The following is a 25,090-nucleotide window of genomic DNA, read 5'->3' as shown; positions in this document are numbered from 1 at the left end:
GTTGCGAAACCGCAACTATCGGCGTATGGTTGATCTCGATCAACTTTCTATGCAGGAGCATTCCCCCGTGACACACACCTCATCCTCTTCCGAGACCGCGCGCTCGGCCCGCGAGGTCTTCACCGCGATCTCCGGCCTCATCGTCGGCATGTTCGTCGCCGTGCTCTCCGGCACGGTCGTCTCGACCTCGATGCCCGTCATCATCGCCGACCTCGGCGGCACCCAGTCGCAGTACACCTGGGTCATCACCGCGAGCCTTCTCGCCACCGCCGTCTCGACGCCGATCTGGGGCAAGCTCGCCGACCTCGTCGACCGCAAGGTCCTCATCCAGATCTCGCTCATCCTCTTCACGGTCGGCACCGTCATCGCCGGCTTCTCTACCGACACGAACATGCTCATCGCGGTCCGCGTCGTGCAGGGCATCGGCGTCGGCGGCCTCATGTCGCTCGTCATGATCGCCGTGGCCCTCATCATCTCCCCGCGTGAGCGTGGCAAGTACATGGGTGTCGTCGGCGGCATCATGGCCCTCGGCACGATCGGCGGCCCGCTGCTCGGCGGTGTCATCACCGACGCCTGGGGCTGGCGCGCCAACTTCTTCGTCGGTGTCCCGTTCGCGATCGTCGCCCTCGTGCTGCTGCAGTTCACCCTGCACCTGCCCAAGCCGCAGCGCGGCACCAAGGTGTCCATCGACTACTTCGGCATCGTGCTGCTCGCCGTCGGCGTCTCGACCCTGCTGATCTGGGTCTCCATGGGCGGCAACCAATTCGATTGGGACTCCGGGACCAGCATCGCCCTCGCCGTCACCGCGGGTCTCGCCATCGCCGCCTTCGTCGCTGTGGAGTTCTTCGTCAAGGAACCCATCGTCCCGATGTCGCTGTTCCGCAACCGCACGTTCACGCTGTCGGTCGTCGCCTCCATCGCGATCGGCGTCTCGATGTTCGCGACCTCGGTCTTCCTCGCGCAGTACTTCCAGCTGGCCCGCGGGGCCACGCCGACCGAGTCGGGCCTGATGACCATCCCGATGATCATCGGTCAGATGGGAGCGTCGATCATCATCGGCCAGCTCGTTAGCCGGTTCGGCAAGTGGAAGGGCTGGATGGTCACCGGCTCGATCCTCTCCACCATCGGTGTGAGCCTGATGGCGACCCTGCGCTACGACACCCCGTTCCCGCTCGTCGCGGTCTACATGTTCGTCCTCGGCGCCGGTCTCGGCATGGTCATGCAGAACCTGACCCTGATCGTGCAGAACGACACCGCCCCGCAGCAGCTCGGTGCGGCCTCGTCGAACGTCAACTTCTTCCGCACGATCGCCGGCACCATCGGCGTGACCGTCATGGGATCGCTGCTGTCGACCAGCGTCGCCGACTTCATGAAGGACGGCCTGAAGGGCTTCGTCCCGACGTCGCCCGACGAGATCAGCGCCCTGGAGCGCCTGGGCTCCGGCGACGTGCCGAAGGTGGGCGAGCTGCCCGACTCGATCCGCACGATCGTCGAGAGCGCCTACGGGCACGGCATCGCGGACGCGTTCATCCTCGCCATCCCGCTGGCTGTGATCGCGATCATCGCGATCGCCTTCATCAAGAACAAGCCGCTGTCCACCAAGAACGCCGCCGAGCAGCTGCGGGAGCAGGCGGAGGAGTCCGTGATCGAGGTCTCCGAGGCCGAGGTGGGCGCCAACCTCTCGACCGGGACGATCCGCACCGCGCACGCCGAGCCGGCGACCAGCACGGGGTCGGTGAGCGTGCTGGAGCGCGAGGATCGGAAGCAGGAGCGCTGACATGTTCGCGTCCGAGGCGGTCGGCACCCCCGACGTCGACACCGCCCTCAGCGACCTCCAGGCGCATCTCAACCTGATCTTCGCCCGGACCCGGTCGCTGTGGAAGGAGTCGGCGTCCCGGGTCCACCCGGAGCTGCAGGTGGCGGGGTACAAGCTGCTCACGTTCATCGATCGGGCGGGCTCGGCCAGCGCGCACGAGCTCGCCGAGCGCTTCGAGATGGACAAGTCGGTCGTCAGCCGTCAGGTGCGGATGCTGGAGGACCTCGGGCTGATCGCCTCCGTGCCGGACGAGCGCGACGGCCGGCTCCGGGTGCTCACCGCGACGCCCACGGCCTGCTCCGCGCTCACCGCCGTCCGTCGGGAGTACGGCACCCGGCTCCGCGCCGTGATCGACGAGCTGACGCCCGCCGAGATCGACGCCGCCTCCAAGGTCTTCCGGCTCCTCGCCGAGGTCTGAGCGCAGCCCCGCGACCGCATGCGGTCGCGGGGCTGCGCCGTACACTGGCGATATGAGCGCCTCGCCCGACGACTCCGCCGCCGGCGCCCCGATCGACGACCTCGATCAGGCGGTCGCGCGCGTCGAGCACGAGCTCGGCCGGCTGTTCGCGCGCATCCGCGTCGGGTGGCGAGAGGCCGCGGTCACCGTGCATCCGGATCTCCAACCGCTCGGGTACCAGGTCCTGACCTCGATCCTGGCCGGACGGGCGACCTCGGCCGGTGCCCTCATCGAGCGGCTGCAGACCGACAAGTCCGCCGTGAGCCGACAGGTCCGCCAGCTCGAGCAGCTCGGGCTCGTCGAGAGCATCCCGGATCCGGACGACCGCCGCGCCCGGGTCCTGGTGGCGACCCCGCTCGCCGAGGAGCGCGTCGCCCTCGCCCGCTCCCGCTACGAGGGACGCATCGGCGAGCGCCTGCGCGGCTGGACGGCCGCCGACCTCGACCACTTCGCGAACCTCGTCGCCGACCTGGGCGGTTGATACACCGGAACACCTGGTCGATTCACGGGAATACAGCGACGGGCCGTGTCCTTTGCCCCTCTGTGACTCTCTACGACTCCGCCGACTTCGGCGCGCTCCACCTGTCCAACCGTGTCGTCATGGCGCCGCTCACCCGCACGCGTGCGGACGCCGACGGCGTGCCGACCGCGATCATCGAGGAGTACTACCGCCAGCGCGCGGGGCAGGGTCTGATCATCTCGGAGGGGGTCTGGCCGGTCCTCGAAGGCAAGTCCTACCCCGGGCAGCCGGGCATCGTGACCCCGGCGCAGATCGATGGATGGCGTCGTGTGGCCGACGCCGTGCACGGCGAGGGCGGCACCATCGTCATGCAGCTCATGCACGGGGGTCGTGTCGGGCACCCGGACATCTCGGGCGAGCCGCGCGTCGTCGCGCCGAGCGCCCTGGCCGCCCCCGGCCAGACGCGGACGCCTCGGGGCAAGGCCGATCTGCCGGTCGCGCACGCCCTCACCCTCGACGAGATCCCGGTGGTCGTCGAGCAGTTCGTCCAGGCCGCGCGCAACGCGATCGCGGCCGGCTTCGACGGCGTCGAGGTGCACGGCGCCAACGGCTACCTCGTCCACGAGTTCCTGTCTCCCGTCTCCAACGTCCGCGACGATCAGTACGGCGGCTCGCCGGAGAACCGCGCGCGCTTCGCGATCGAGGTGACCACGGCGGTCGCCGCCGCCGTGGGTGCCGACCGGACCGGCATCCGGCTCTCGCCGGCCCACGGCATCCAGGGCGTCATCGAGGACGACGCCGCCGACGTGCGCGCGACCTACACCGCGCTGGCCGAGGGACTCGCACCTCTGGGGCTGGCCTTCGTCGACGTGCTGCACCCCGAGCCCTCCGGAGACCTCGTCCAGGCCATCCGCCGGGCGGCGGGCGCGCCGCTGATCGTCAACACCGGCTTCGGCGTCGAGACCACCCGTGCGGTGGCCGAGGAGCTCGTTGCCGAGGACTGGGCCGACGCGGTCGCGGCGGGGCGTCCCGTCATCGCCAACCCCGACCTCGTGGAGCGGTGGCGGACCGGGGCCGAGCTGAACGAGCCGCGTCCGGAGCTGTTCTACGGGTCGACCGCCGAGGGCTACATCGACTACCCGTCGCTGGAGGTCGCGCGCGCCGGCGAATGACGCGGGGGCGCCCGCTGTCAGAGGACGATGTCGTCGGCGGTGTGCAGCGGGCGCCATCCGGTCTCGCGGATCCCGCGTCGGGGGAGGACGTCGGCGTCGGGCAGGGGGCCGAGGTCGACCCCGGTGAGGACGGCGATCTCGGAGACCGGCACCTGGAACGTGCGGAAGGCCCCGAGCGACGCCACGGCGAGGGCACCCTCCCGGGTGTCGACGAGCTCGGTCTGGTCGAGGAGGAACGCGGCGGCGGCGAGTCGGCCCTCGGCATTCCAGGCCGCGATCTTCCAATACCGGAGGGGGACGCGGATGCCGCGGTACGGCGGGTCGGTGTCGGCCAGGACGGGAGCGGTGAACACGGACAGGCGCTGCGCGGTGGCCTCCGCATACGCGAGCACATGATCCTCCAGTCCGAGCCAGAGGTCTTTCGACTGGTTGAACACGGCCGCCTGGGGCGCGGCATTGGTGTACGTGAAGGTCGCCTCCATGGCCGCGCGGGCCTCGGCGAGCTCGCCCCAGCCCGGATCGCGTCGGCGCACGAGATGCCCGCGGTCGAGGTCGTTCCGGGCGTAGACGGCAGGCCCCGCCTGCTCCTCCGCCGGCACCCGGGGATCGAGGCGCCACTCACCCGTCCGAGGGAGATCCCGCAGGCGGGCGCCGTCGATGGTGACGGCGGTCACCGCGGCGAGCCGCCGTTCCGGATCCAGCAGCACCGTGAACCGGGGTGCGGGGAGCGTGCGCACCGGCATCGGCGGCACGGGCAGCGGGAGCGGGATGCCGAGGAACCCGGGGTCGTAGCCGTCCGTCATGTCTCCATCGTGCCGCGCCCCGCTGACATCGCGGAGCCGTCGCTCAGGCGGGACCGTTGTCCTCGGCGCGCCGTGCGGCGGCCTCGCGCATGCGGCGGCGGATGCGCAGGGCGATGAACACCAGGAGCAGCAGGATGAGCAGGCCGACGACCACGTCGGAGATCACGCCGCTCCACTGCTCGAGGATCGGCCGGATGGCGGGGCCGAAGGCGAAGCCGAGGCCGATCCAGATCCCGTTCCAGACCGCGGATCCGACCAAGGTGTACAGCGTGAACTTCCACAGCGCCATGCGTTCGATGCCGGCGGGGATCGAGATGAAGGAGCGCACGAGGGGAACGCAGCGTCCGAACAGCACGGCCCCGCCGCCCCAGCGGGCGAAGAACGCCTCGGCCTTGTCGAAGTCGTCGTGGTCGAGGAGGGGGATGCGTCCGACGATGCGCCGCGTGCGGTCGCGGCCGACGGCGGCACCGAGCGCGTACCAGATCCACGCGCCGACGAGCCCGCCGATGGTGGCAGCGGCCCAGGCGCCCCAGGCGTTCATCCGCCCGTCGTAGGCGAGGAAGCCCGCCGCGGGCAGGATCGCCTCGGACGGGATCGGCGGGACGAACGTCTCGATGAGCACGGCTAGGCCGACGCCGACCTCACCCAGGGTCTCGATCAGGCTGAGCACCCAGCCGATGAAGCCGTCGTAGCCGGGGGCCGAAGCGGCGAGGGGCAGGGAGCCGGGGGTCATCGTGTCCTCTGTCGGGGGATCGCGGTGATCGTGCGGAGAGCGGGCCCGACGAACGGACACCGCCTCTGCACGGTATCGCCCTTCCCTGGACTCCGCCTGCGTGCGCAGGGAGCGGGAGGAGTCGGCGTTGTCAAGGCGCTCGCCGCCGTGCGACGGCACGCCGATCATGGAACCCCATCGACCGAGGAGGCACCATGACCGATCCGCGACAGGACGAGACGACCGGGTTCCAGGGGGAGCCCCCGACCGCGAACAACGGCGAAGGCGACGCACCGGAGGTCGACGTGACCGATCTGGAGCCGGAGGAGATCGAGGACGGGGTGGAGGTCGACGACCGTCCCTGAGCGGTAGGGGAGATTTTGACATAGGTCAAAATCTCCCCTACCGTCGAGTCATGGGCACGGCGGAGAGCAGAGACGGCGAGACCGACGCGATCAGCGGTGTCACCGCCGCCGAGATCACGGAGAGCGTGCGCGACCTCGTGGAGCGGGGCACCCTCGTCGCCGGCGACCGCCTCCCTCCTGTCCGCACCCTCGCGCAGCGCCTCGGCGTCAACCGCAACACCGTGCTCGCGGCCTATCGCTCCCTCGTGACGGCGCGCATCGCGACCACCGGCGGGCGCACCGGCACGACGGTGCTCGGGCCGGCCGCCACCCCGGACGAGGGCTTCACGCCCGGGACGGCCCTGCGCGACATCGCCAGCGGCAACCCCCAGACGGCCCTGCTGCCCGATCTCGCCGCGGCCCTCGCGACCGTGCATCCCCGGTCCGTCCTCTACGGCGAGTCCGTCATCGACGCCGATCTCGCCGAGTGGGCGACCCGATGGATCGCCGAAGACCAGCCGCGCCCCTTCCGGCTCTCGGTCACCGCGGGCGCCGTCGACGCCGTGGAGCGGCTGCTCGCCCAGACGCTCGTGCACGGCGACCGGGTGGGCCTCGAGGACCCCTGCTTCCTCTCCAGCATCCAGACGGCGCGGCTGGCCGGATACACCCCCGTCGCGATCCCGGTCGACGAGGAGGGGATGACCGTGGAGGGAGTGCGCGAGGCTCTGGAGGCCGGCGTGCGCGCCATCGTCTGCACGGCACGTGCGCACAACCCCACCGGGGTCAGCACCAGCCCCGCCCGTGCCGCCGAGCTGCGGGAGGTGCTCGCGCCCCATCCCCACGTCCTGGTGATCGAGGACGACCACTTCTCCCTGCTCGCCCCCACGCCCTACGCGAGCATCATCGGCCCCGCGCACGAACGCTGGGCCCTCGTGCGGTCGGTGTCGAAGTTCCTCGGACCGGACATGCGCCTGGCGGTGACGGCGTCGGACCCCGTCACGGCGGAGCGCCTCGCCCTCCGGCTCAGCCCCGGGACCATGTGGGTGAGCCACGTCATGCAGCAACTCGCCGCGGCCATGCTCCGTGACGAGGAGGTCCATCGGCTGATCGCGGCGGCCGGCGCCCGCTATGCCGCCCGCAACCGGTCCTTCGTGGCACTCCTCGCCGCTCGCGGGGTGGAAGCCTTCGGGGAGAGCGGCCTGAACGTGTGGGTCGACGTCCGCGAAGAGGCCGCCGTGGTCGCGGCGCGACTGGCACGACGCGGGTGGCTCGTCCGCCCGGGGTCCGACTTCGCGCTGGAGGAGGAATCCGCCGGAGGGCGCCATGTGCGGGTGACCGTGCACGATCTCGACGACGCGGAGCTTCGACGTCTCGCCGACGACGTCGCCGCAGCCGCAGGCCCCGCCTCGACCGAGGAGGACGCGTGACGCCGGGCGAGCCCGCGGGGGTCTTCCGGGTCGGGCGGTCGTCGCGACTGGACGGCGTGCTCTACGACCTGCGCGGTCCGGTGGCCGAGCGCGCCGCGGAGCTGGAGGCCCGCGGCGAGCAGATCCTCCGCCTGAACATCGGCAATCCCGCGCCGTTCGGCTTCGAGGCGCCGCCGGTCATCGTGGAGGCGCTGCGTGCGGCGCTTCCCCGTGCCCACGGCTACTCCGAGTCCCCCGGTCTGCCGGAGACGCGCGAGGCGATCCGTGCGCACTATGCGCGCCGTCCCGGGTTCCCCGCGGTCGGGATCGATGCGGTGACCGTGGGCAACGGGGTGTCCGAGCTCGTGGGCCTCACCCTTCAGGCCCTGCTGGAACCGGGAGACGAGGTGCTCATCCCGAGCCCCGACTACCCGCTGTGGACGGCATCGACCGTCCTCGCCGGAGGAGAGCCCGTCCACTACCCGTGCGTGGAGGAGGCCGGCTGGCTCCCCGATCTGGAGGCCATGGCCGCGGCGATCGGCCCGCGCACGGTGGCGATCGTCGTCATCAATCCGAACAACCCGACCGGCGCGGTGTACGACCGTGCGACGCTGGAGGGCATCGCGGATCTCGCTCGACGCCACGGTCTGCTCCTCCTCTCGGACGAGATCTATGACCGCGTCGTGTACCCCGGCTTCACGCACCTCTCCACGGCGCAGGTCGCTCCCGACGTGCCGTGCGTGACCTTCGCGGGACTCTCGAAGACGCATCGCGTCGCCGGATACCGGGCGGCCTGGGCGCTGACGACCGGGTTCGCCGCAGACGATGCGTTCCTCTCCGGGGTGCGGCTGCTCGCCTCGATGCGGATGTGCGCGTCCGTTCCGGCACAGCATGCGATCACGGCGGCGCTGGAGCGCGACACGTCGCTCGACGCCCTCGTCGCGGCGGACGGGCGGCTGACGATGCAGCGCGACGCGGCGACGGCGGCGCTGCGGGAGATCCCCGGTGTCGAGGTCCAGGAGGCCGGTGGCGGGCTCTACCTCTTCCCGAGGCTCGACCCGGAGGTCTACGGCATCCAGGACGACGAACGCCTGGTGCTCGACTTCCTCGACGCGGAGCGCGTGCTCCTCGTGCACGGGCGGGCGTTCAACGGCGCGGACTCGAACCACGTGCGCATCGCCTTCCTGCCCGAGACGGAGGTCCTCGTCGATGCCGTGCAGCGTTTCGGCAGGTTCCTGCAGGGGTACTCGCCGCCCGGCGCGTGAGGACGCCTGACCCGGTGGAGTGACCGAGTGGCCAGGTCGCGGTCCGCAAGACCGTGCACGCAGGTTCGATTCCTGCCTCCACCTCCGAGCCGGTACCCCGCGGCCGGCGTCAGGCCGCGAGGCCGAGCCAGGCGCGCGGCGAATGACCGAGCCGCTGAGCGAACGCGCGGGAGAACGCCGAGGCACTGGCGTAGCCCAGATCGGCGGCGACCGCACTCACCGACATGCCGGCGCGCAGCTGCTCCTGGGCGATCGTGAGCCGCCACTCCGTCAGGTAGTCGCCCGGCGCGCGGCCGACGACCTCCTTGAAGCGCGCCGCGAAGGCGCTGCGCGACATGGCTGCGGTGCGCGCGAGCGTGTCGAGACTCCAGGGCTCGCCGGGCGCCTCGTGCATCGCCACGAGTGCGGGTGCCAGACGCTCGTCCGACAGTCCGGGCAGCAGTCCCGGGGGAAGCGCCAGCTCACCGGAGTGGTCGAGCATCCAGCGGAGGAGCTGGATGAGCACGACCTCGAACATCCGGTCGGCGAGCAGGGGACGACCGCAGCGCACGTTGTCGACCTCGGCGAAGAGGAGGTCGAGCGCAGGCGCGAGGGTGGCCACTTCGTCGAGCGGCAGGACGATCACGGAGGGGAGGGTGCGCACGAGCGGGTGCGTCGCCCCGCCGTCGAAGTCGATCGTGGCGCAGGCGAAGTCGGACTCCTCGGTCGGGGCGTTGAGGAAGGTGTGATCGATCGGGCGGGGGAAGAACAGCAGGCTCGGGCGGGTGATGGTCTCGCGCTCGATGCGTCCGTCCGGGCGCTGATGCGTCACCTCCATCTCCCCGCGACGCAGCACATGGAGGAAGCCGTGCCCCGCGCTCGCCGCGAAGACCGTGGTCCCGCAGAGCGGTCCGGTGTGGAACAGCCGGCTGCGCACCCGGAAGCGGTCGAGCAGGGGGGTGAGGCGGTCGAGCGGCGGCATCCCTCCATTCTTCTGGACGATGTGTCATGAATGCAAGACCAAATGATGCGTATCGTACTGACACTCGCGGAAGACTGGAGGGGACGCCGAACCCGGCTCGTCCCGAAACAAAGGAGCAACCCATGCCCAACGTCCCTCTCGTCGACCGTGAGACCGCCACCGGCCCCGTCAAGGACCAGCTCGAGCAGATCGGCTCCGCCTTCGGTGCCGTTCCCGCCATGTTCCGCGCGGTCGCGAACTCGCCTGCGGCTCTGACCAGCATGTGGAGCGCGTTCGGCGCCTACGGCGGGGGCACGCTCGGTGCGGCCCTGGGCGAGCAGATCGCCGTCGCCGTCGCGAACCGCAACTCGTGCGGCTACTGCCTTGCCGCGCACACCGCGCTCGGCAAGAAGGCCGGCCTCACGACCGAGGTGCTCGCCGCCGCCCAGGACGGCACCTCTGAGGATCCCCGCACCGCGGCCCTGCTGGCCTTCGCGCTCAAGCTCGTCGAGGAGCGGGGCCAGGTGACCTCGGCCGACGTCGACGCCCTCCGCGCGCACGGCTGGAACGACGAGCAGATCGTCGAGACCATCGGCCAGGTCGCGCTGAACCTCTTCACGAACTACGTGAACATCGCGCTCGACGTGCCGATCGACTTCCCGACGGTGCCGCTGCGTCGCGCCGCCTGAGGTCGAGGGGAGCAGAGGCCGGATTCGCTGGGGGTCCGGCCTCTTCCGCTGCCCGGGCGGTCTCGCTAGGCCTCGACCGCATCCAGCCAGTCGGTGAGGACCCGGGTGGCGAGCGTCTCGAGTCGGGGGCCGAGCGTGCGTGCCTGTTCCCGGATCGTCCGCGGGTCGATGCCGTGGTGATGCAGCTCGTGGGCGTGGCCGATGAGCCAGCGCTCGATGACGCGGTGGTCGGCTTCCAGGTGGAACTGGAGCCCGAGAGTACGCCCCACCGCGAAGGCCTGATGGGGGAAGCCGGGGGTGTGCGCCAGGGACTGCGCGCCGGCGGGGATCGCGAACTCGTCCCCATGCCAGTGGAGCACGGGCTCGCCGTCGAGAGGAGCCAGGACGGACTCCCGGCCCTCGGGCGTCAGCGTGAGCGGGCCGAAGCCGATCTCGACCGCCCCGGTCGGCCGGACCGCTGCGCCCAGGGACTCGGCCAGGAGCTGCGCGCCGAGGCAGACGCCGAGCGTGGCGCCGCCGCTGTCGAGTCGCGCCGCGACGGCGGCCTTCGAGGAGCGCAGGAAGGGGTAGCGATCGTCGTCGTACACCCCGATCGGTCCGCCGAGGACGATGAGCAGGTCGGCGCCTGCGACGGCGTCCGCGTCGACCTCGTCGATGCCGGCGTCGAGGAGGGTGGTCTCGTAGCCGCGTTCCGCCAGCAGGGGAGCAAGGACCCCGAGGTCTTCGAAGGGGACGTGGCGGACGGCGACGGCCGTGCGGGACGCGGACATGCACTCTCCTCGGATAGATTTGACCTATGCCAAAAATAGCACACGAGGTTCAGGGTGCCGAGGTGATCGTGCGGGCCGCCGGGGTGCTGTTCGACTGCGACGGCGTGCTGGTGGATTCCGTCCCCTCGGCGGCGATCGCGTGGGACGCTTGGGCCCGCCGGTACGCCCCGGGATTCGACTTCCTCCGAGACGCCCCGCACGGTATGCGACCGAGTGAGGTGGTCGCGACGCTCGTGGAGCCGGAGCGGGCCGGCGAGGCGACGGCCGACCTCCTCGCGCGGGAGCTCGCCGTCGCGTCGGCGACGGTGGGGATCCCCGGGGCGGCCGCTCTGCTCGCCGCGCTGCCGCCTGACCTGTGGGCGGTCGCGACGAGCAGCAACAGGGCCGTCGCGACCGCGCGGATGCGCGGAGCCGGCATCCCGGCCCCCGCCCTGCTCGTCGCCGCCGAAGACGTGGACAACGGCAAGCCTGCGCCCGACCCCTACCTCCGCAGCGCGCTTCTGCTCGGGCGGGACCCCGGGGACTGCGTGGTCTTCGAGGACTCGGCTCCGGGGATCCGCGCGGCGAGGGCGGCCGGCGCGGGGCTCGTGGTCGGGGTGGGCGCAGCCTCTGCGTCGGCGCACCCCGACCTGATCGTCCGCGACCTCGCCCGGGTGCGCTGGAGCGGCGAAGCGCTGCGTCTCCCGGCGCTCAACGGAGCGCGCTGAGGGCTTCGTCGATCACGTCGACCGCGACGTCGAGCTGCTCGTCCGTCGTCGTGAGGGTGGGCAGGAAGCGGATCACGTTGCCGTCGCTGCCGGCGGTGAGCAGCAGGATGCCGCGCTGGGCGGCGAACTCCGCGACCATGGACGCGGCCCCGGCCAGCGGTCGTGTCGTGCCCGGCGTGCTCAGCTCGAACGCCTGCATGGCGCCGATCCCGCGGACGTCACCGATCACGGCGTGGCGGGCGCGCAGCCCCTCGAGCCGCGCGGACAGGTGGGCGCCGATCCGACGGGCGTCAGCGAAGAAGGTCCCGTGCTCGAGCTCGTCGAACACCGCGAGGGCGGCGGCGATCGAGACCGGGTTGCCGCCGAACGTGCCGCCGAGACCGCCCGGGTCGGGCGCGTCCATGATCTCGGCGCGGCCGGTCACTCCCGCGAGGGGCAGCCCGCCGGCGATGCCCTTCGCCGTGAGCACGAGGTCGGGCACGAGGTCGAAGTGCGTGCTCGCGAACCACGTCCCGGTGCGCCCGAGACCCGTCTGGATCTCGTCGGCGATGAACACGACGCCGTTCCGGGTGCACCACTCCTGCAGGGCGGGCAGGTAGCCGGCGGCCGGGACGACGAAGCCGCCCTCGCCCTGGATGGGCTCGGCGATGACGGCGGCGAGGTCGTGGACGCCGATGCGCTGTTCGAGGTGGGCGATCGTGCGCGCCGCGGCCTCCGCACCGTCGAGTCCGTCCCGGTAGGGGTAGGAGTTGGGCACGCGATGGATGTCGGGCGCGAACGGGCCGAACCCGGTCCCGTACGGCGCCGCCTTGTGGTTCATCGCGAGCGCGAGGTTGGTGCGCCCGTGGAACGCGTGGTCCAGGGCGGCGACGACGCGACGCCCGGTGTGCCGTCGGGCGATCTTCACCGCGTTCTCGACGGCTTCCGCCCCGGAGTTCGCGAAGGCCGTGCGGGTCTCGTGGGTGCCGGGGACCTTCTCCGCGAGCAGCTCGGCGAGGCGCACGTACCCCTCGTACGGGGTGACGGTGAAGAGCGTGTGCGTGACCCGGTCGAGCTGCTCCGCCGCGGCGGTGACGGCGGCGAGGTTGGTGTGGCCGATCGTCGTCACACCGATGCCGCTGCCGAGGTCGAGGAAGCGGTTGCCGTCGACGTCGGTGACCCAGGGGCCGTCGGCGTGCTCGATGTAGACGGGGAGCACGCTGCCGACGCCGCGGGGGACGACCCGCTGCCGGCGCTCGTGCAGCGCCCGGCTGCGCGGCCCTGGGACCTCGGTGCGCAGGCGCGGAGCCGTCAGTGCGGTGTCGGAGAACAGTCCGGGTGCGGACATGGGCGGGCTCCTTCGTGGGGGGGGGCGTCGGCGGGCGCGCGACGTGGTCCCGAAGCTATGTTAGATTTTGACCTATGTCAAAGTCCGAGCCTGTCGGAGAGGGCGCAGCGCGCTACCCGACGGCCGTCACCGCCGCGGATTTCCGCGCCAACGTCGCCGCCGTCCGCGCCCGCATCGACGCCGCCGCCGAGCGTGCAGGCCGGGATCCGGGTGCGGTGCACCTGCTCCCGGTGAGCAAGACGGTCCCGACCGATCGCGTGCGGGTGGCCATCGCCGCCGGCCTGCGCCGGCTCGGCGAGAACAAGGTGCAGGAAGCCGTGCGCAAGCACCGGGAGACGGCCGACCTGGAGGTGGACTGGGTCGTCATCGGGCACCTGCAGACCAACAAGGCGAGAGACGTCGCCTCCTTCGCCGCCGAGTTCCAGGCGCTCGACCGGCTCCGGGTCGCGGAGGCCCTCGACCGGCGTCTGCAGGCCGCGGGACGCAGCCTCGACGTGTACGTGCAGGTGAACACCTCGGCCGAGGACTCGAAGTTCGGGATGCCGCCCGAGGAGCTCCCGGGGTTCCTGAAGGCCCTGCCGACGTACGGCGCCCTCCGCGTCCGCGGTCTGATGACCCTCGCGCTGCTCACGCCCGACGACTCCCGGGTGCGGGAGTGCTTCGCGCTGCTGCGCACCCTCCGCGACAGGGCCCGCGAAGAGACTCCCGAGCTCATCGGCGACGGCGCGCTGTCGATGGGCATGTCCGGTGACTACGAGATCGCCGTCGAGGAGGGGGCGACGTGCGTGCGGGTCGGGCAGGCGATCTTCGGGGCGCGATCCGTCCCCGACAGCCACTACTGGCCGGAGGGCTGAACTCGGCTCAGTCCTCGGTGCGGAATCCGGCCGCCTTGTGCGTGCCGTCGCAGAACGGCTTGAGCGCGGAGAGTCCGCAGCGGCACAGCGCCACCGTGCGGCGCCGAGGGTCGATGACCGTGCCGTCACTCGCGTGCAGCTCGATCTCGCCCCGCACGAGCAGGGGGCCGTCCGGGTACGCCGTGACGGTCACCGGCTCCTCCCGACCGCTCATGCCGTCGTCCTCTCCCGCAGTGCCGAGCGCCCCTCGGTCCAGGCGTCCAGGATGTGGGCTCCGGCCCAGCCGTCGACCGTGAGGCACGCCGCCGCGCCGAACAGGATGTCCGCCAGTAGTTCCGGGCGGTCCTCGGCGAGGCTGCCCGCGAGGTCACGGGCGGCGATCTGCTCGTGCACCGCGTCGGCCTCCACATGCTCCTCGAAGTACGCGGCGACCTCGTCGGCGAACCCCAGCCGGTGCAGGCCGTCGGCGTAGAACCGGCAGGGGATCGACGAGGTCATCTCGTAGGCGGCGAGGTGGCCGACGATCGCGCCGACGAGCCGGCGGTTGAGTCCGAACAGGCTCATCATGTTGTGCGAGGCGAGCGTGATCGCCGGGGCGTCGTCGACATAGGCGCCGTACGTGTCGTCGAGTCCTGCGGCGCGCAGGGCCCGCGCATAGAGCTCGGCATGCACCCGCTGGGGGCGGCCGCCGCCGTACTCGTCGGACTGGATCTCGACGAGGGCGGCCTTGGGGCGGCCGGTCAGCCGCGGAATCGCCCAGGAGTGCGGATCGGCCTCCCGCAGCGTGTACACCGATCGCAGGATCAGGGACTCCTCGGCCTGCTCGCGGGTGGCCTTCCTGGCGATGTGCCGCGACAGGCTGGGGCCGGTGTCCGCGGCGGCGAGGGCGAACAGGGCACGACCCACGGCGTCGACCGTGGCCTCCGGAAGCTCCGGCACCGGCACGGTCTCACGAAGCACGGCCTCGAAGGCGTCCTCGAGGATCCGGCGCGCGGTGACCACCCCGGCCTCCCACTCGAGAGCCGCATCGAGCTGCGGAAGCGAGCCGTAGGAGGAGGCGTAGAGGACGAACAGGGCGAGCTGGATGTCGTCGTCCCGGACCACGTCGTCGCTCGCGGCGACGGCCGCGGCGGCGAGGTCGGGGAGGGCCGCGGCGTCGTCACCGCGACCCGTGAGGACGCCGAGGACGGCGCTCGACAGGGGGCCGCGCGGGGAGAAGGCGACGGCGGTGTCGGCGTCGAGGGTGGAAACGGTCATGAGGAGGGGCTCCCATCGGATCGATCACCCGCATCCTCACCCGCGCGAGCGGAGACCACCAGGGACTTGACGCCGAGCCGGTCGGCAGGCAAGCGCGCCCGCCGTCACGGGCACCCGGCGAACACGTACCCGTCATCGTCCGGAGTGACGAGCTCGCGATCGCGGAGCACGGTCGACGCCGGGGTGTCCGGGTCGGCGCACAGCTTCGCGAACGGCCGCGGGAGCTGATCCGTGTACTCGATGTCGATCACGTGCGGCCCGTAGACCGCGGTGTACGCGCCGCACTCCGCGTATGCGGCGCACTCCTCCGTCACGGCGAAGTCGAAGCCCGCGTGCTCCTGCAGGGCGTCCGCATGCTCGGCCGCGTTCTTCTGCCCGGCGGCGAGGCCGACGCCGTGCGCCGCGTCGACGAGAAGCTCCGCGAGCGCGAGGTTGTCATCCAGGCTCAGGGCGCCGCGTGAGCGCGAGAAGGAATCCAGGTTGTCGAACTCGACCGCCCGGAAGCCGGAGTCCGCGCAGCCCTCGATCCACGGGACCACGATCTCGGCGATGCGGGACCGCTGTGCCGCGCTGCCGGTGTCCAGGAGGGCCTCGTCGGGCCAGTCGGGGTCGAAGACCACCGCGTCGCCGTCGTGCAGGAGAAGGTCGTCGGGCCAGGCGTCGAGCTCGCCCGGCTGGGTCTGGAAGCCGTTGACGTAGCAGACGGAGTAGAGGCCGGCGGCCGGCTCCGCGCTACGGTCGCGCCCGACGATGCCCACCCCCTCGGGCGGATCGTAGGCGCCGCCGAGCTGGTAGTCGGGGAGGGCGCCGGTCGGAGGAAGTGCGACATCGGCCGACGACCCCGTTCCCTCCGCGGGGAGAGCGGGCGGCGCGGTGCAGGCGGCGAGGGCGAGGACCGCGACCGCGACCAACGCCGCCGGCGCCAGGGAGAGGCGTGTCGTGCGTCGACGGCGCCGCGGACGCGGGACGGTCATCGCGGCTGAGGCGTCGGCTGCGCGGGGGCGTCGACGGGCGGGGCCGCCGCCTCCGAGGGGTTCCGGCGGATGCCGATCCACGACACCACGCCGCCGAGCACGAGGAGTGCCGCCGTGACCCAGGCCGCGTTGTGGAACCCGTCGAGGTCGAGGGTGCCCCCGACGATGGTCGACAGCATCGCGACCACGAGCAGACCCGCGACGCGGGAGACGGCGTTGTTCACGGCGGAGGCGATGCCGGAGTGGTTCTCGTCGATGGCCCCGAGGATCGCGGCGGTCAGCGGGGCGACGGTGAGCGACAGGCCGAGGCCCATCACGATCATGGCCGGGAGAACCTGCGCCCAGTAGTCGAAGGTGGCGTTCACGGTCAGCAGCATGAGCGCTCCGACGGCCATGATCAGCGGACCGACCGTCATGAAGATGCGCGGGCCCCAGCGCCCCGCCCACCCGCCGGCACGGGAGCTCAGCAGGATCATGAGGATGGTCATCGGCAGGCTCGCGAGTCCGGCCGCCGTCGCGCTCAGTCCCGCGCCCTGCTGGAGGTAGACGCCGACGACGAAGCCGTTGAGGGAGAGCGCGGCGTACACGAAGAGCGTGGCGAGGTTGCCCCACCCGAAGTCGCGCACCCGGAACAGCCAGAGCGGCATGAGCGGCGTGGCCGAGCGGCCCTGGCGCCACAGGAAGACGGCGAAGAGCGCGGCCCCGACCACGGCGGGGATCCAGATCGCGGGGGAGGCCCACCCGAGGTTCGGCTGCTCGATGAGGGCGAAGACGATGGCGCCGAGCCCCAGCGCGCACAGTGCTCCGCTCCACCAGTCCACGCGGACGCCCCGCGGGTGCTCCGGCAGATGCAGACGGGCGAGCAGCACCAGTGTCACCCCGATGGGGAGGACGTTGATGAGGAAGACGAAGCGCCAGGACAGGAAGTCGACGAAGAGCCCGCCGAGCAGGGGGCCGACCAGCTGGGCGGCCGTGGTGAAGGCCGTCCAGACGCCGATGGCCCTCGCCTGCAGGTCGCCGCGCATGGTCGCGGTGATGAGCGCGAGGGAGCTCGGGACGAGCAGGGCGCCTGCCGCCCCCTGCGCCCCGCGCGCCACGATGAGCATGAGCGGATCGATCGCGGCGGCGACGGCGACGGACGCGATGCCGAAGGCGATGAGCCCGATCCGCATCACCAGCACCCGCCCGTAGGCGTCGGACAGGGAGCCGGCGAGCAGGATCAGTGCGCTGAGGGTGATGAGGTAGGCGTCGACGACCCACTGCTGCGTGGTGATCCCGCCGCCGAGCTCCTCGCTGATGGCGGGAAGGGCGACGTTCACCACCGTCCCGTCGAGGAACGTGACGAACGAGGCCAGCACGGCGATCGCGATGACGAGCCGCTGGAGCGGAGCGAAGGATGACACAGGCCGACCCTACTCCGGGCGACGGACGCGAGGGCCGGTCAGGCGGCCGGTGTGCCGGTACCTTCCTGCAGGAGCCGTCGGAGCGCGGGGAGCCCGTCCCGTGCGTGCGCCGCACGCTGTCGCGCCGCACCGGTCCCGTCGACCCGCAGCCGGTCGAGGCCGGCCCGCACGGCGGCCGCATCGCCGAGGTCGTCCAGCACCGGGCCGATGTCGTCGAGCAGGTGCTCCGCCACGGTCCAGGCCGGGGAGACCTCTCCGGTGAGCGGATCCACGATGCGGGCCGTCATCCCCGCTCTCGACGCCATCCAGATGGAAGCGTCGATCGTCTCCGTCTCGTCCGCGACGATCCGCTGCCCGGACGACAGGGCGATCCCGCGCGTCAGCAGCGCGGAGAGCACGGCGTCGTCCGCCGTGAGCTGCGTGTCCGCGACGCGCGCCTCGACCGTCGGGTAGCGCTCCGAGAGTCGGACCGCCCAGGAGAGGGAGGTCGCCTCGCCGATGGTCCCGAGGTCGAGGAGCTGGTCCACGCGTACGCGGTAGTCGCCGAGGTCGGCGAACCGGGGCGGACACCAGGACGAGGGAAGCCGGCGGATGAGCATGCTCCGCCAGCTCGCGAATCCCGTGTCGAGACCGTTGCCGAACGGGCTGTTCGCGCTGAGGGCGAGCAGCAGCGGCAGCCAGGCGCGGAGACGGTTCAGGGCGCGGACCCGCTCCTCCTCGTCCGGCACCTCGATGTGCACGTGCAGACCGTTCACCTCGTGCTCACGGGTGAGGTGCGCCAGCCGCCGCGCGACGTCGTCGTAGTGCGCCGACGGCGAGAGACGCGGCGAGCGGAGAGTGGTGAACGGCGAGCCGGTCGGTGCCGCGATCGCGCGCCGGGCGCGTGCCTGCGTGCCGATGGCCGTGCGCAACGCCGACAGCTGCTGGACGGCCTCGGCGCCGGTCCGCACCGGATCGGTGAGGGCCTCGACCTGCGAGGCCAGGTACTCGGTGGTCACGCGTCCGGCGATCACGTCATCGCCGATGCGCTCCAGGATGTCACCGCTGAGGGCGACGGGGACGAGCGAATCCTCATCGAGCAGAAGGAACTCCTCCTCGATCCCGAAGCGCGTCATCCGGGTCAGTGGTTTCGCAGTTCGGAGATGAGCTCGGCCTTGCGCTTGCCGCTGTAGCCGGTGAGGCCCAGCTCCTTGGCGCGCTTCCGCAGCTCGGGAACGGTCCAGTCCTCGTAGTCCCCGTGCTCCCCGCCGCGGCGGCCGACCGAGCTGCGGCCGTCTCGTGCGGCGGCGTTCGAGATGCGGGCGGCCTTCTCCTTCGACGCGCCGTCGTCGCGCAGCTCTTCGTACAGTTCCGGATCCTTCAGGGAGTTGTTGCGTCGTCCTGGCATTGCTCTGCTCCTTCGCGCATCGGGAGGGTCGAAGTCAACCCCCTCCAGAGAGGGTGTGGTTCGGGTCTAGCGTGGTCTCACCGCAGTCGGGCGCCCGCGCCCCCAGAGAAGGGAAAGACCGATGAACATCCTCCTGATCATCGTCATCGTCATCGCCGTGATCCTCGCGATCACCGGAGGACTGGTGCAGTCGCTCCAGTTCCTGCTGTGGGTCGGTCTGGTGCTCCTGGCCATCGCCGTGATCGCCTGGCTGATCCGAGCGATCACCGGCAGCCGCAAGGTCTGACCCGAGTGCGGAGGGGGAGGCTCGCCATCGGCGAGCCTCCCCCTCTTCATGGGTTCAGCGGGTGGGGGATCAGCGGTTGAACGCGTCCTTGACGCTGTCGCCGGCTTTGCCCGCGGCGTCCTTCACGTTCTCGCCGGCCTGCTTCGCGTCGGCCTTGACCTGATCCGCCTGGCCCTCGGCCTCGAGCTTCTCGTTGTCGGTCAGCTTGCCGAAGCCTTCCTTGACCTTGCCACCCAGCTTCTCAGCGGAATTCTTCATGTCATCTGCGCCACTCATAAGAGGCTCCTCTCCTGGACGGATCGATTGCTCTTCGAGCGTCGCACCGCCGCGACGGTCCGTCCACGGGATTGACATTCACGGAGTGGCGTGTCAGCGTTCCGTCCCCATCGACTCCCGCCCGCACAGGGGTTAGCCTGGCGCCAGGCGGGTGTCCTGCCCGTCGTCCTCGACGAAGGGAGCGGTGTGCGATGGACGCGATGATGATGGGTGCCATGTCCAAGAACATGGAGTCGATGCCGGACATGGCGATGATGGACATGTCGGTGCTGCAGGCCTGTATGGACGCGTGTGCCGCCTGCGAGCAGGCCTGCACCGTGTGCGCGACGCAGGAGATGGACTGCGCCCCCGCATGCATGAACTGCGCGGACATGTGCCACACGATGATGCGATCGATGCTCCGCATGCAGGGGATGACCCCGGCCACGATGATGGCGATGCTGGACGCCTGCATCGCGATGTGCCAGATGTGCATGGACGAGTGCATGCAGCACGCCGATCACAGCGACGTCTGCCGCCTGTGCGCTCAGGCGTGCCAGGCCTGCATGAACGCCTGCATGGCCGTCCGCGACATGATGATGGCGAGCGCCTGACCCGGAGGGATCAGGGCATCGTCACACGACGGCGACGTTGAAGCGGGTGCGCCCGACGGCGAGGACGGCGTAGTCGAGGTGGAGGGCGACCGGGCTGCCGATCGCGGCCTCCAGCGCCGCGCCGGAGCCGTTCCACAGCGCGTGCGTGGTGCCGTCGAACGTGCGGACGACGAGGTCTCCGGCGACCGGATCCGCTGCGGTCACGAACGCATCCGCCCATCCCGCCGGGGTCGCCGCCGCGAGGCGCTCCTGGATCAGGTGCAGGGCGTGGCCGGGGGCCGACGAGGAGCAGCGGCCGCCGTTCCCGCACATGCACGTCGCACGCTCACGCACCTCGAGGGGCGGACGGCGGTGCAGCGGCGTGGACACGGGGACTCCTTCGGATCGGCGTCCGGCCAGAGTACGTCGATCGTGTCGGGATCCCGCAGCGCTCCCGACACGCGACGAAACAAACGGGTGTAGGCTCGCCGGGTGCTGTCGTCGATGAGCGCCCTCGGGGCGCGGAGCGGAGCTGCAGGCGCGTTCAGCGCCGCAGGCAGAGGCTGAGGACCGGCCGGAGGCGGAACCCCGTCCCCGGTGCTGCGTCGTACCCCGGCATCGTCCGGGTGATCCTCCGATCCGTCTCGCCGTTCCGGCGATCACACCGAAAGCCCTTCCCTCATGCGTCCCATCGACGAGCGCGCCCTCCGCGCCTCCTTCTGCAACGCCTCCCGCAAGGAGGTCTCCGACATCACTCTGCCGCCCGACTTCGCCCAGACGGACTTCGACCGACTCGACTACCTCGGCTGGGTCGACCCGAAGCTGCCGCGGCGCGCCTATGTGGTCGTGTGGATCGACGATGAGCCCGTGGGCGTCGTGCTGCAGCGCGCCGAGCAGCGCGTGCTCGCCCGTGCCCAGTGCTCGTGGTGCGAGGACGTGACGCTCCGCAACGACGTGCAGCTGTACGTGGCCCGCCGCGCCGGGGCCGCCGGTCGCAAGGGCGACACCGTCGGCGTGCTCGCGTGCGCGGAGTTCGGGTGCAATGTCGCGGTGCGCAGGCTCCCGCCGCTGGCCTATCCGGGATACGACCGCGAGCTCGCGCGCGAGATGCGGATCCTGCGGCTGCAGGAGCACGTGACCGGGTTCGTGCGCGAGGTGGCCACCCGGAACGGCTAGGCCGTCACGGCTCGCACGTGAGCCAGGGCGGGTGCCTCCCACGCCGCCGACAGCCGGGCGAACGCCTCGAAGCTGCGTCCGCCCGGCCAGTCGGCCGGCAGCATCGCCGGGGGCAGCCCCGGATCGGTGTAGGGCAGCACCCGCCACCGGTCGATGAGGTGCACGTAGGCCGGGAAGGGCTGCTCGGGCAGGGCCGTGAGCGATGCCTGGAAGGCCTCGTGCTCGGCGCGCAGCCCGTCCAGGTCCCACCACGCCGCAGCGGCCTCGGCCAGGGTGCCGGCCGGGGCCGGGGCCGAGGCGTCGAACAGGGTCGCCCAGCGGCGGGCATCCAGCTCGTCGAGGATCTGCTCCGCCTCCTCCCTGAGGTGCCCGGGACAGATCCACAGGGCGGGGGAGACGACGCCGGCGCCGATCCAGTGCAGTCGACGGCGCAGTTGATGGCGCACGCTGCGCGCGCTCTCCGGGATCGAGAACGACACGAGGCACCACGGATCGTCGTCGGTCATCTCCTGCATCCGGAAGATCCGGCGGTCGCCGCGCTCCAGCATCGGCATCGCCGCAGGGCTCAGGCCGTAGCCGATCGCCTCGCGCCGCTCTGGGAGCAGCAGACCCTTCTGCTTGAGACGGGCGATGCCCGTCCGGGCGGGAGCCGCCGGAATGCCGAGGTCGGCGGACAGAGCTACGAGATCGGCGGCCGAGATCCAGCCCCCGAGCGGGCGCAGATACAGGCCGATCAGGGTGCGCAGGAGCGAGGCGGTGCTGCCGGGGCGGGCGTCGATGTCATCGAGCACGACCGGCGCCGCGGGGTCAGGAGACACCGGACTCCAACGCATCCCTGACCGCGAGCACCCCGGTGACGGTCTCGGCGTGCGAGGTGCTCAGCGGCGACAGCCCGAGCCGGATCCCGTCCGGGAAGCGGAAGTCGGGGATGACGCCGTCGGCCCAGAGCCTCCGGGTGACCTCCCGGAAGTCGGGGTGGCCGATCGTGATGTGGCCGCCGCGTCGCGCCGGGTCGCGGGGGCTCAGCAGGCGGACGTCCAGCGGCGCGAGCAGCTCGTCGTACGCCCGCACGGCGAGCGCGGTGAGCGACTCCGACTTCGCGCGCACGCCGTCGATCCCCGACTGTTCGATGAGGTCGATCATGCCCTGCATCGCGAGCATCGAGGTCACCGGCGGGGTGCCGCTGAGGAGCTGACGGATGCCGTCGGCGGGGACGTACTCCGGGCCCATGGCGAAGATGTCGGCCGCGCTCCACCATCCCTGGATCGGCTGCCGCAGCAGGCCCTGCAGGTCGTGGCGGAGGTAGGCGAACGCGGGCGAACCCGGACCGCCGTTGAGGTACTTGTAGGTGCAGCCGACGGCCATGTCGACGCCCCAGTCGTCGAGCTGCATCGGCACGACGCCCGCCGAGTGGCAGAGGTCCCACATCATCAGCGCCCCGGCCTCGTGGACGACGGCCGTGATGCCGGGCATGTCGGCGAGGGCGCCGGAGCGGTAGTCGACGTGGCTGAGCGAGACGAGCGCCGTCCGCTCCGAGACCACGGCCGCGACGTCGTCGATCGTGACGCCGTGCACCGGATCGGGGGTGATCCAGCGCAGCGTGGCCCCCATCTCCGCCGCCACGCCCTCGGCGAGGAACCGGTCGGTGGGGAAGTTCCCCTCCTCGATCACGAGCTCCGTCCGCCCCGTGGGCCCCTGAGCCGCGCCCGTGGGTCCCTGAGCCGCGCCCCTGGGGCCCTGAGCCGCGCCCCTGGGTTCCTGAGCCTGTCGAAGGGCCCCGCGCATGAGCTTGTACAGGAGGACGCTCGTGGAGTCGGACACGACCGTCTGCCCCGCGCCCGCGCCGAGGGCGACGGCGCCGATGCGGTCGCCGAGCTCCATCGGCAGGGCCATCCACTGCTCGTCCCAGGAGCGGATGAGGCGGGTGCCCCAGTCCTCGCGCACGAACGCGGCGAGCTTCTCCGGAACGTCGCGCAGCGGGCGGCCGAGCGAGTTGCCGTCCAGGTAGGCGGTGACGCCCGGGGCCTCGACGAACGCGTCGAGGTGCGCGGCGAGCGGGTCGGCGGCGTCCAGGGCGCGGGCGGCGTCGAGGAGGGCGGTGTCGGCGGAGCGGTCGGTCATGTCACACCTTCAGGTCGGCGGGGGTGAGGGGGCGGGCGGTCAGGGGATCGGCGGATCCCGGTGGCAGCAGGAGGAGGAGAGAGCGGGGATCGAGCGGGTCGACGGGCGCGAGGGCGCGGAGGAGGGCGCCGTCGTCGAGGCCGGCGGTGCGGAGCGCGGCGACCTCGGCCGGGTTCAGGTCGACGGGGGTCGGGCCGTTGCCCATGTCGGTGCCGTAGCGGACGGTGCCGCCGGCGGCGTGGAACCGCGCGACGTTGTCGATCGCGATGGCCCTCGCGGTGGGGTCATGGATGGCGAGGGTGCTAACCCAGGCGGCGCGGGCGGCCTGCTCCGCGATCTCCTCGTCGTCCAGGCGCTCGGTGAACGGGGCGTGCGCGAGCTGCGTCGCACCGAGGCGGACGACGCGCTGCGCCTCGCCGGGGCCCTCCGCGTGGACGACGACGGGGAGGCCGTGCGCAGCGGCGAGCTCCACGATCGCGCGGAAGAGGGCATCGGAGAAGACCGGGCCGGCGGTGCTGTTGCTCGCGACCTTGATGCCGGAGGCACCGGCCGCCGCCATCTCCGCGACCGCCGTCGCCGCCGCCGCGGGGTCGGCGATCTCGCGGACGGAACCCGCCGGCGCCCATGCGCGGTCCGAAGGGTAACCGCCCGGAGGAGTGAGGAACGCGCCTGCGTAGTGGACAGCGCGCGACGCAGCAGAACCGCGTCCGGTGGACGGATCTCCGGAGTGGTGCCGGACGATCCCCGCGACCGTGGACGGATCGCCTCCGAGATCGACCACCCGTCCGAGGCGCGACGAGGCGAGGAGCGTCTGTTCGACGAGTTGCAGATGCACGTGGTGATCCGTGAAGCCGCCCACGATGCGTCCGACCAGGTCCGGGGTGCCGGGGAAGGGCGCCTCATCGCGGAGCTGGGGGCGCCCGTCGGCGCCGAGCCCGACGACGCCATCGCGCCACCGCTCGCCGTCGAAGAACGTCGCCGACCGCATCAGGAGCCGATCTCGGTGCGGACGGTGTAGAGCTCCGGGAAGAACGTGAGGTCGAGGGCACGCTGAAGGAAGCCGACGCCGCTCGATCCACCGGTGCCGACCTTCATCCCGATGGTCCGGGACACGGTCTTGAGGTGACGGAAGCGCCAGAACTGGAAGTTGTCCTCGAGGTCGACGAGGTCTTCGCAGGCCTCGTAGAGGTCCCAGTGGGTGCGCGGGTCCTGGTAGATCGCGCGGATGGCGGGCACGAGGGCCGGGGTCTCGCGGTACGGCTCCCGCACGTCCCGGTCGAGGATCTCGCGCGGGACGGGGAGCCCGCGGCGCGAGGCGTAGCGGAGGAACTCGTCGTACAGCGTGGGCTTCTCCCACTCGGCGGTGAGGAGCGCGAGGTTCGCGGGGTGGTCGCGGAAGACGCTCAGCATCTTCTCGTTCTTGTTGCCCAGCGCGAACTCGACGGCGCGGTACTGCACCGACTGGAAGCCGGACGAGTTGCCGAGGGCGCCACGGAACTGGGCGTACTCCGTCGGGGTCAGCGTCGCCAGGACCGACCACTGCTGCGTCATCACGTCCTGGATGCGCTTGACCCTGGCGATGCGCTTGAGGGCGTCGCGCAGGTCGTCGGCCGCGAGCAGCTCCCGAGCGGAGCTGAGCTCATGCAGCAGCTGCTTCACCCAGAGCTCCGTCGTCTGGTGCTGGATGATGAACAGCATCTCGTCGTGGTGCTGCGGGTCGCTCACCGGGTGCTGTGCCGTGAGGAGCTGGTCGAGCGCGAGGTACGAGCCGTAGGTCATGCGGCCGGAGAGGTCCGTGACGATCCCGGACTCGAGTGCGCGTTCGTTCTCGGTGTGCATCCCGCGAACATATCACTTTCATGCCGGTCGTCACAGACATGTTATGTCCGGATCGGAGCACCGGGCTCGCACGAAAG

30 protein-coding genes and 1 tRNA gene are annotated in these 25,090 nt (G+C 71.5%); 14 read left to right on the top strand and 17 right to left on the bottom strand.

From position 1 onward, the window contains the following. The first annotated feature begins 49 nt into the window (after positions 1–49). From ACIQID_RS16205 to ACIQID_RS16190, 4 genes are all read left to right on the top strand, one after another. A complete protein-coding gene (locus tag ACIQID_RS16205; RefSeq protein ID WP_400287010.1) occupies positions 50–1,777 on the top strand; it encodes an MDR family MFS transporter in 1,728 nt (575 codons plus the stop codon). Position 1,778: 1 nt separating this feature from the next. After that, the gene (locus ACIQID_RS16200) at positions 1,779–2,234 is read left to right on the top strand and encodes a MarR family winged helix-turn-helix transcriptional regulator (protein WP_400287008.1); all 456 of its coding nucleotides are present in this window, start codon (positions 1,779–1,781) and stop codon (positions 2,232–2,234) included. A 52-nt stretch (positions 2,235–2,286) separates the two neighbouring features. Next, positions 2,287–2,754 (top strand): MarR family transcriptional regulator, encoded by a 468-nt coding sequence (locus ACIQID_RS16195; RefSeq protein WP_312675795.1) that lies wholly within the window; start codon positions 2,287–2,289, stop codon positions 2,752–2,754. Between the two features lie 62 nt (positions 2,755–2,816). After that, positions 2,817–3,905, top strand: a complete 1,089-nt coding sequence (locus ACIQID_RS16190) for an alkene reductase (RefSeq protein WP_400287005.1) — start codon at positions 2,817–2,819, stop codon at positions 3,903–3,905. A 17-nt stretch (positions 3,906–3,922) separates the two neighbouring features. On the opposite strand, the gene ACIQID_RS16185 is transcribed toward ACIQID_RS16190, so the two are convergent. Together ACIQID_RS16185 and ACIQID_RS16180 are read right to left on the bottom strand one after the other, a co-directional pair. Beyond that, on the bottom strand, positions 3,923–4,708 hold the full coding sequence (locus tag ACIQID_RS16185; protein ID WP_400287003.1) for a DNA/RNA non-specific endonuclease: 786 nt from the start codon (positions 4,706–4,708) through the stop codon (positions 3,923–3,925). Between the two features lie 43 nt (positions 4,709–4,751). Beyond that, positions 4,752–5,441, bottom strand: a complete 690-nt coding sequence (locus ACIQID_RS16180) for a DedA family protein (protein ID WP_312675789.1) — start codon at positions 5,439–5,441, stop codon at positions 4,752–4,754. Between the two features lie 194 nt (positions 5,442–5,635). Here ACIQID_RS16180 and ACIQID_RS16175 point away from each other — a divergent pair, with 194 nt between their 5' ends. The 4 genes from ACIQID_RS16175 to ACIQID_RS16160 all read left to right on the top strand — a co-directional run bounded on the left by ACIQID_RS16175 (position 5,636) and on the right by ACIQID_RS16160 (position 8,519). Continuing rightward, complete coding sequence (locus tag ACIQID_RS16175; RefSeq protein WP_153245002.1) at positions 5,636–5,785, top strand: hypothetical protein; 150 nt, start codon at positions 5,636–5,638, stop codon at positions 5,783–5,785. A gap of 50 nt (positions 5,786–5,835) precedes the next feature. Continuing rightward, positions 5,836–7,191, top strand: a complete 1,356-nt coding sequence (locus ACIQID_RS16170; protein WP_400287000.1) for an aminotransferase class I/II-fold pyridoxal phosphate-dependent enzyme — start codon at positions 5,836–5,838, stop codon at positions 7,189–7,191. Further along, on the top strand, positions 7,188–8,435 hold the full coding sequence (locus ACIQID_RS16165; protein ID WP_400286997.1) for an aminotransferase class I/II-fold pyridoxal phosphate-dependent enzyme: 1,248 nt from the start codon (positions 7,188–7,190) through the stop codon (positions 8,433–8,435). Before ACIQID_RS16170 ends, ACIQID_RS16165 begins: the two co-directional genes overlap by 4 nt. 13 nt (positions 8,436–8,448) lie before the next feature. Next, positions 8,449–8,519: transfer RNA gene (locus tag ACIQID_RS16160), tRNA-Cys, on the top strand. A gap of 25 nt (positions 8,520–8,544) precedes the next feature. On the opposite strand, the gene ACIQID_RS16155 is transcribed toward ACIQID_RS16160, so the two are convergent. After that, entirely contained in the window at positions 8,545–9,396 is an 852-nt protein-coding gene (locus ACIQID_RS16155; protein ID WP_331202114.1) for an AraC family transcriptional regulator, read from the bottom strand. Positions 9,397–9,518: 122 nt separating this feature from the next. Here ACIQID_RS16155 and ACIQID_RS16150 point away from each other — a divergent pair, with 122 nt between their 5' ends. Further along, positions 9,519–10,064, top strand: a complete 546-nt coding sequence (locus tag ACIQID_RS16150; RefSeq protein WP_312675780.1) for a peroxidase-related enzyme — start codon at positions 9,519–9,521, stop codon at positions 10,062–10,064. Positions 10,065–10,129: 65 nt separating this feature from the next. Here the strand turns inward: ACIQID_RS16150 and ACIQID_RS16145 are convergent, their stop codons facing one another. Then, on the bottom strand, positions 10,130–10,834 hold the full coding sequence (locus ACIQID_RS16145) for a glutamine amidotransferase (RefSeq protein WP_400286992.1): 705 nt from the start codon (positions 10,832–10,834) through the stop codon (positions 10,130–10,132). Positions 10,835–10,860: 26 nt separating this feature from the next. On the opposite strand from ACIQID_RS16145, the gene ACIQID_RS16140 reads away from it, so the two are divergent. After that, positions 10,861–11,541, top strand: a complete 681-nt coding sequence (locus ACIQID_RS16140) for an HAD-IA family hydrolase (RefSeq protein ID WP_400286989.1) — start codon at positions 10,861–10,863, stop codon at positions 11,539–11,541. Here the strand turns inward: ACIQID_RS16140 and gabT are convergent. Further along, positions 11,525–12,868 carry a 4-aminobutyrate--2-oxoglutarate transaminase gene (gabT, locus tag ACIQID_RS16135; protein ID WP_400286986.1) on the bottom strand — a complete coding sequence of 448 codons (1,344 nt, stop codon included), beginning with the start codon at positions 12,866–12,868 and terminating at the stop codon, positions 11,525–11,527. The two genes, ACIQID_RS16140 and gabT, sit on opposite strands and share 17 nt — an antisense overlap. Before the next feature lie 74 nt (positions 12,869–12,942). On the opposite strand from gabT, the gene ACIQID_RS16130 reads away from it, so the two are divergent. Beyond that, positions 12,943–13,722 carry a YggS family pyridoxal phosphate-dependent enzyme gene (locus ACIQID_RS16130; RefSeq protein WP_400286983.1) on the top strand — a complete coding sequence of 260 codons (780 nt, stop codon included), beginning with the start codon at positions 12,943–12,945 and terminating at the stop codon, positions 13,720–13,722. 7 nt (positions 13,723–13,729) lie between these two features. On the opposite strand, the gene ACIQID_RS16125 is transcribed toward ACIQID_RS16130, so the two are convergent. The 6 genes from ACIQID_RS16125 to ACIQID_RS16100 form a co-directional block, all read right to left on the bottom strand. After that, entirely contained in the window at positions 13,730–13,936 is a 207-nt protein-coding gene (locus tag ACIQID_RS16125; RefSeq protein ID WP_060922967.1) for a CDGSH iron-sulfur domain-containing protein, read from the bottom strand. Then, the gene (locus tag ACIQID_RS16120) at positions 13,933–14,979 is read right to left on the bottom strand and encodes an iron-containing redox enzyme family protein (RefSeq protein ID WP_400286979.1); all 1,047 of its coding nucleotides are present in this window, start codon (positions 14,977–14,979) and stop codon (positions 13,933–13,935) included. The genes ACIQID_RS16125 and ACIQID_RS16120 overlap by 4 nt, the downstream gene beginning before the upstream one ends. 104 nt (positions 14,980–15,083) lie before the next feature. Continuing rightward, complete coding sequence (locus ACIQID_RS16115) at positions 15,084–15,953, bottom strand: endo alpha-1,4 polygalactosaminidase (protein ID WP_400286976.1); 870 nt, start codon at positions 15,951–15,953, stop codon at positions 15,084–15,086. After that, positions 15,950–17,356 carry an MFS transporter gene (locus tag ACIQID_RS16110; protein ID WP_400286973.1) on the bottom strand — a complete coding sequence of 469 codons (1,407 nt, stop codon included), beginning with the start codon at positions 17,354–17,356 and terminating at the stop codon, positions 15,950–15,952. The genes ACIQID_RS16115 and ACIQID_RS16110 overlap by 4 nt, the downstream gene beginning before the upstream one ends. A 38-nt stretch (positions 17,357–17,394) precedes the next feature. Then, positions 17,395–18,471, bottom strand: coding sequence for a YbdK family carboxylate-amine ligase (locus ACIQID_RS16105; protein ID WP_400286970.1), 1,077 nt, complete (start codon positions 18,469–18,471; stop codon positions 17,395–17,397). Positions 18,472–18,476: 5 nt separating this feature from the next. Beyond that, positions 18,477–18,743 carry a Rho termination factor N-terminal domain-containing protein gene (locus ACIQID_RS16100; RefSeq protein ID WP_187662351.1) on the bottom strand — a complete coding sequence of 89 codons (267 nt, stop codon included), beginning with the start codon at positions 18,741–18,743 and terminating at the stop codon, positions 18,477–18,479. A 121-nt stretch (positions 18,744–18,864) separates the two neighbouring features. Here ACIQID_RS16100 and ACIQID_RS16095 point away from each other — a divergent pair, with 121 nt between their 5' ends. After that, positions 18,865–19,029, top strand: a complete 165-nt coding sequence (locus ACIQID_RS16095; protein ID WP_164498167.1) for a hypothetical protein — start codon at positions 18,865–18,867, stop codon at positions 19,027–19,029. A gap of 69 nt (positions 19,030–19,098) precedes the next feature. Here ACIQID_RS16095 and ACIQID_RS16090 read toward each other — a convergent pair whose 3' ends face one another. Further along, on the bottom strand, positions 19,099–19,287 hold the full coding sequence (locus ACIQID_RS16090; RefSeq protein ID WP_370670658.1) for a CsbD family protein: 189 nt from the start codon (positions 19,285–19,287) through the stop codon (positions 19,099–19,101). 209 nt (positions 19,288–19,496) lie between these two features. Here ACIQID_RS16090 and ACIQID_RS16085 point away from each other — a divergent pair, with 209 nt between their 5' ends. After that, entirely contained in the window at positions 19,497–19,898 is a 402-nt protein-coding gene (locus tag ACIQID_RS16085; protein WP_025102514.1) for a hypothetical protein, read from the top strand. 21 nt (positions 19,899–19,919) lie between these two features. Here ACIQID_RS16085 and ACIQID_RS16080 read toward each other — a convergent pair whose 3' ends face one another. Then, the gene (locus tag ACIQID_RS16080; RefSeq protein WP_400286963.1) at positions 19,920–20,267 is read right to left on the bottom strand and encodes a hypothetical protein; all 348 of its coding nucleotides are present in this window, start codon (positions 20,265–20,267) and stop codon (positions 19,920–19,922) included. A 291-nt stretch (positions 20,268–20,558) separates the two neighbouring features. On the opposite strand from ACIQID_RS16080, the gene ACIQID_RS16075 reads away from it, so the two are divergent. Next, positions 20,559–21,053, top strand: coding sequence for an FBP domain-containing protein (locus ACIQID_RS16075; protein WP_400286960.1), 495 nt, complete (start codon positions 20,559–20,561; stop codon positions 21,051–21,053). Here ACIQID_RS16075 and ACIQID_RS16070 read toward each other — a convergent pair. The 4 genes from ACIQID_RS16070 to ACIQID_RS16055 are packed head-to-tail and all read right to left on the bottom strand — an operon-like array spanning position 21,050 to position 25,013. Beyond that, on the bottom strand, positions 21,050–21,871 hold the full coding sequence (locus tag ACIQID_RS16070) for a PaaX family transcriptional regulator C-terminal domain-containing protein (RefSeq protein WP_400286957.1): 822 nt from the start codon (positions 21,869–21,871) through the stop codon (positions 21,050–21,052). The two genes, ACIQID_RS16075 and ACIQID_RS16070, sit on opposite strands and share 4 nt — an antisense overlap. Further along, positions 21,861–23,174 carry a kynureninase gene (locus ACIQID_RS16065; RefSeq protein ID WP_400286954.1) on the bottom strand — a complete coding sequence of 438 codons (1,314 nt, stop codon included), beginning with the start codon at positions 23,172–23,174 and terminating at the stop codon, positions 21,861–21,863. The genes ACIQID_RS16070 and ACIQID_RS16065 overlap by 11 nt, the downstream gene beginning before the upstream one ends. Position 23,175: 1 nt before the next feature. Continuing rightward, positions 23,176–24,162: an amidohydrolase family protein gene (locus ACIQID_RS16060; protein ID WP_400286951.1), complete on the bottom strand. Its 987-nt coding sequence runs from the start codon at positions 24,160–24,162 to the stop codon at positions 23,176–23,178. Next, complete coding sequence (locus tag ACIQID_RS16055; protein WP_400286948.1) at positions 24,162–25,013, bottom strand: tryptophan 2,3-dioxygenase; 852 nt, start codon at positions 25,011–25,013, stop codon at positions 24,162–24,164. Before ACIQID_RS16055 ends, ACIQID_RS16060 begins: the two co-directional genes overlap by 1 nt. Positions 25,014–25,090: the final 77 nt, after the last annotated feature.

The sequence above is a fragment of the Microbacterium sp. NPDC091676 genome (assembly GCF_044756645.1).
GTDB classification, from domain to species: Bacteria; Actinomycetota; Actinomycetes; order Actinomycetales; family Microbacteriaceae; genus Microbacterium; species Microbacterium paraoxydans_D.
This window is presented reverse-complemented; position numbering and strand designations above follow the sequence as displayed.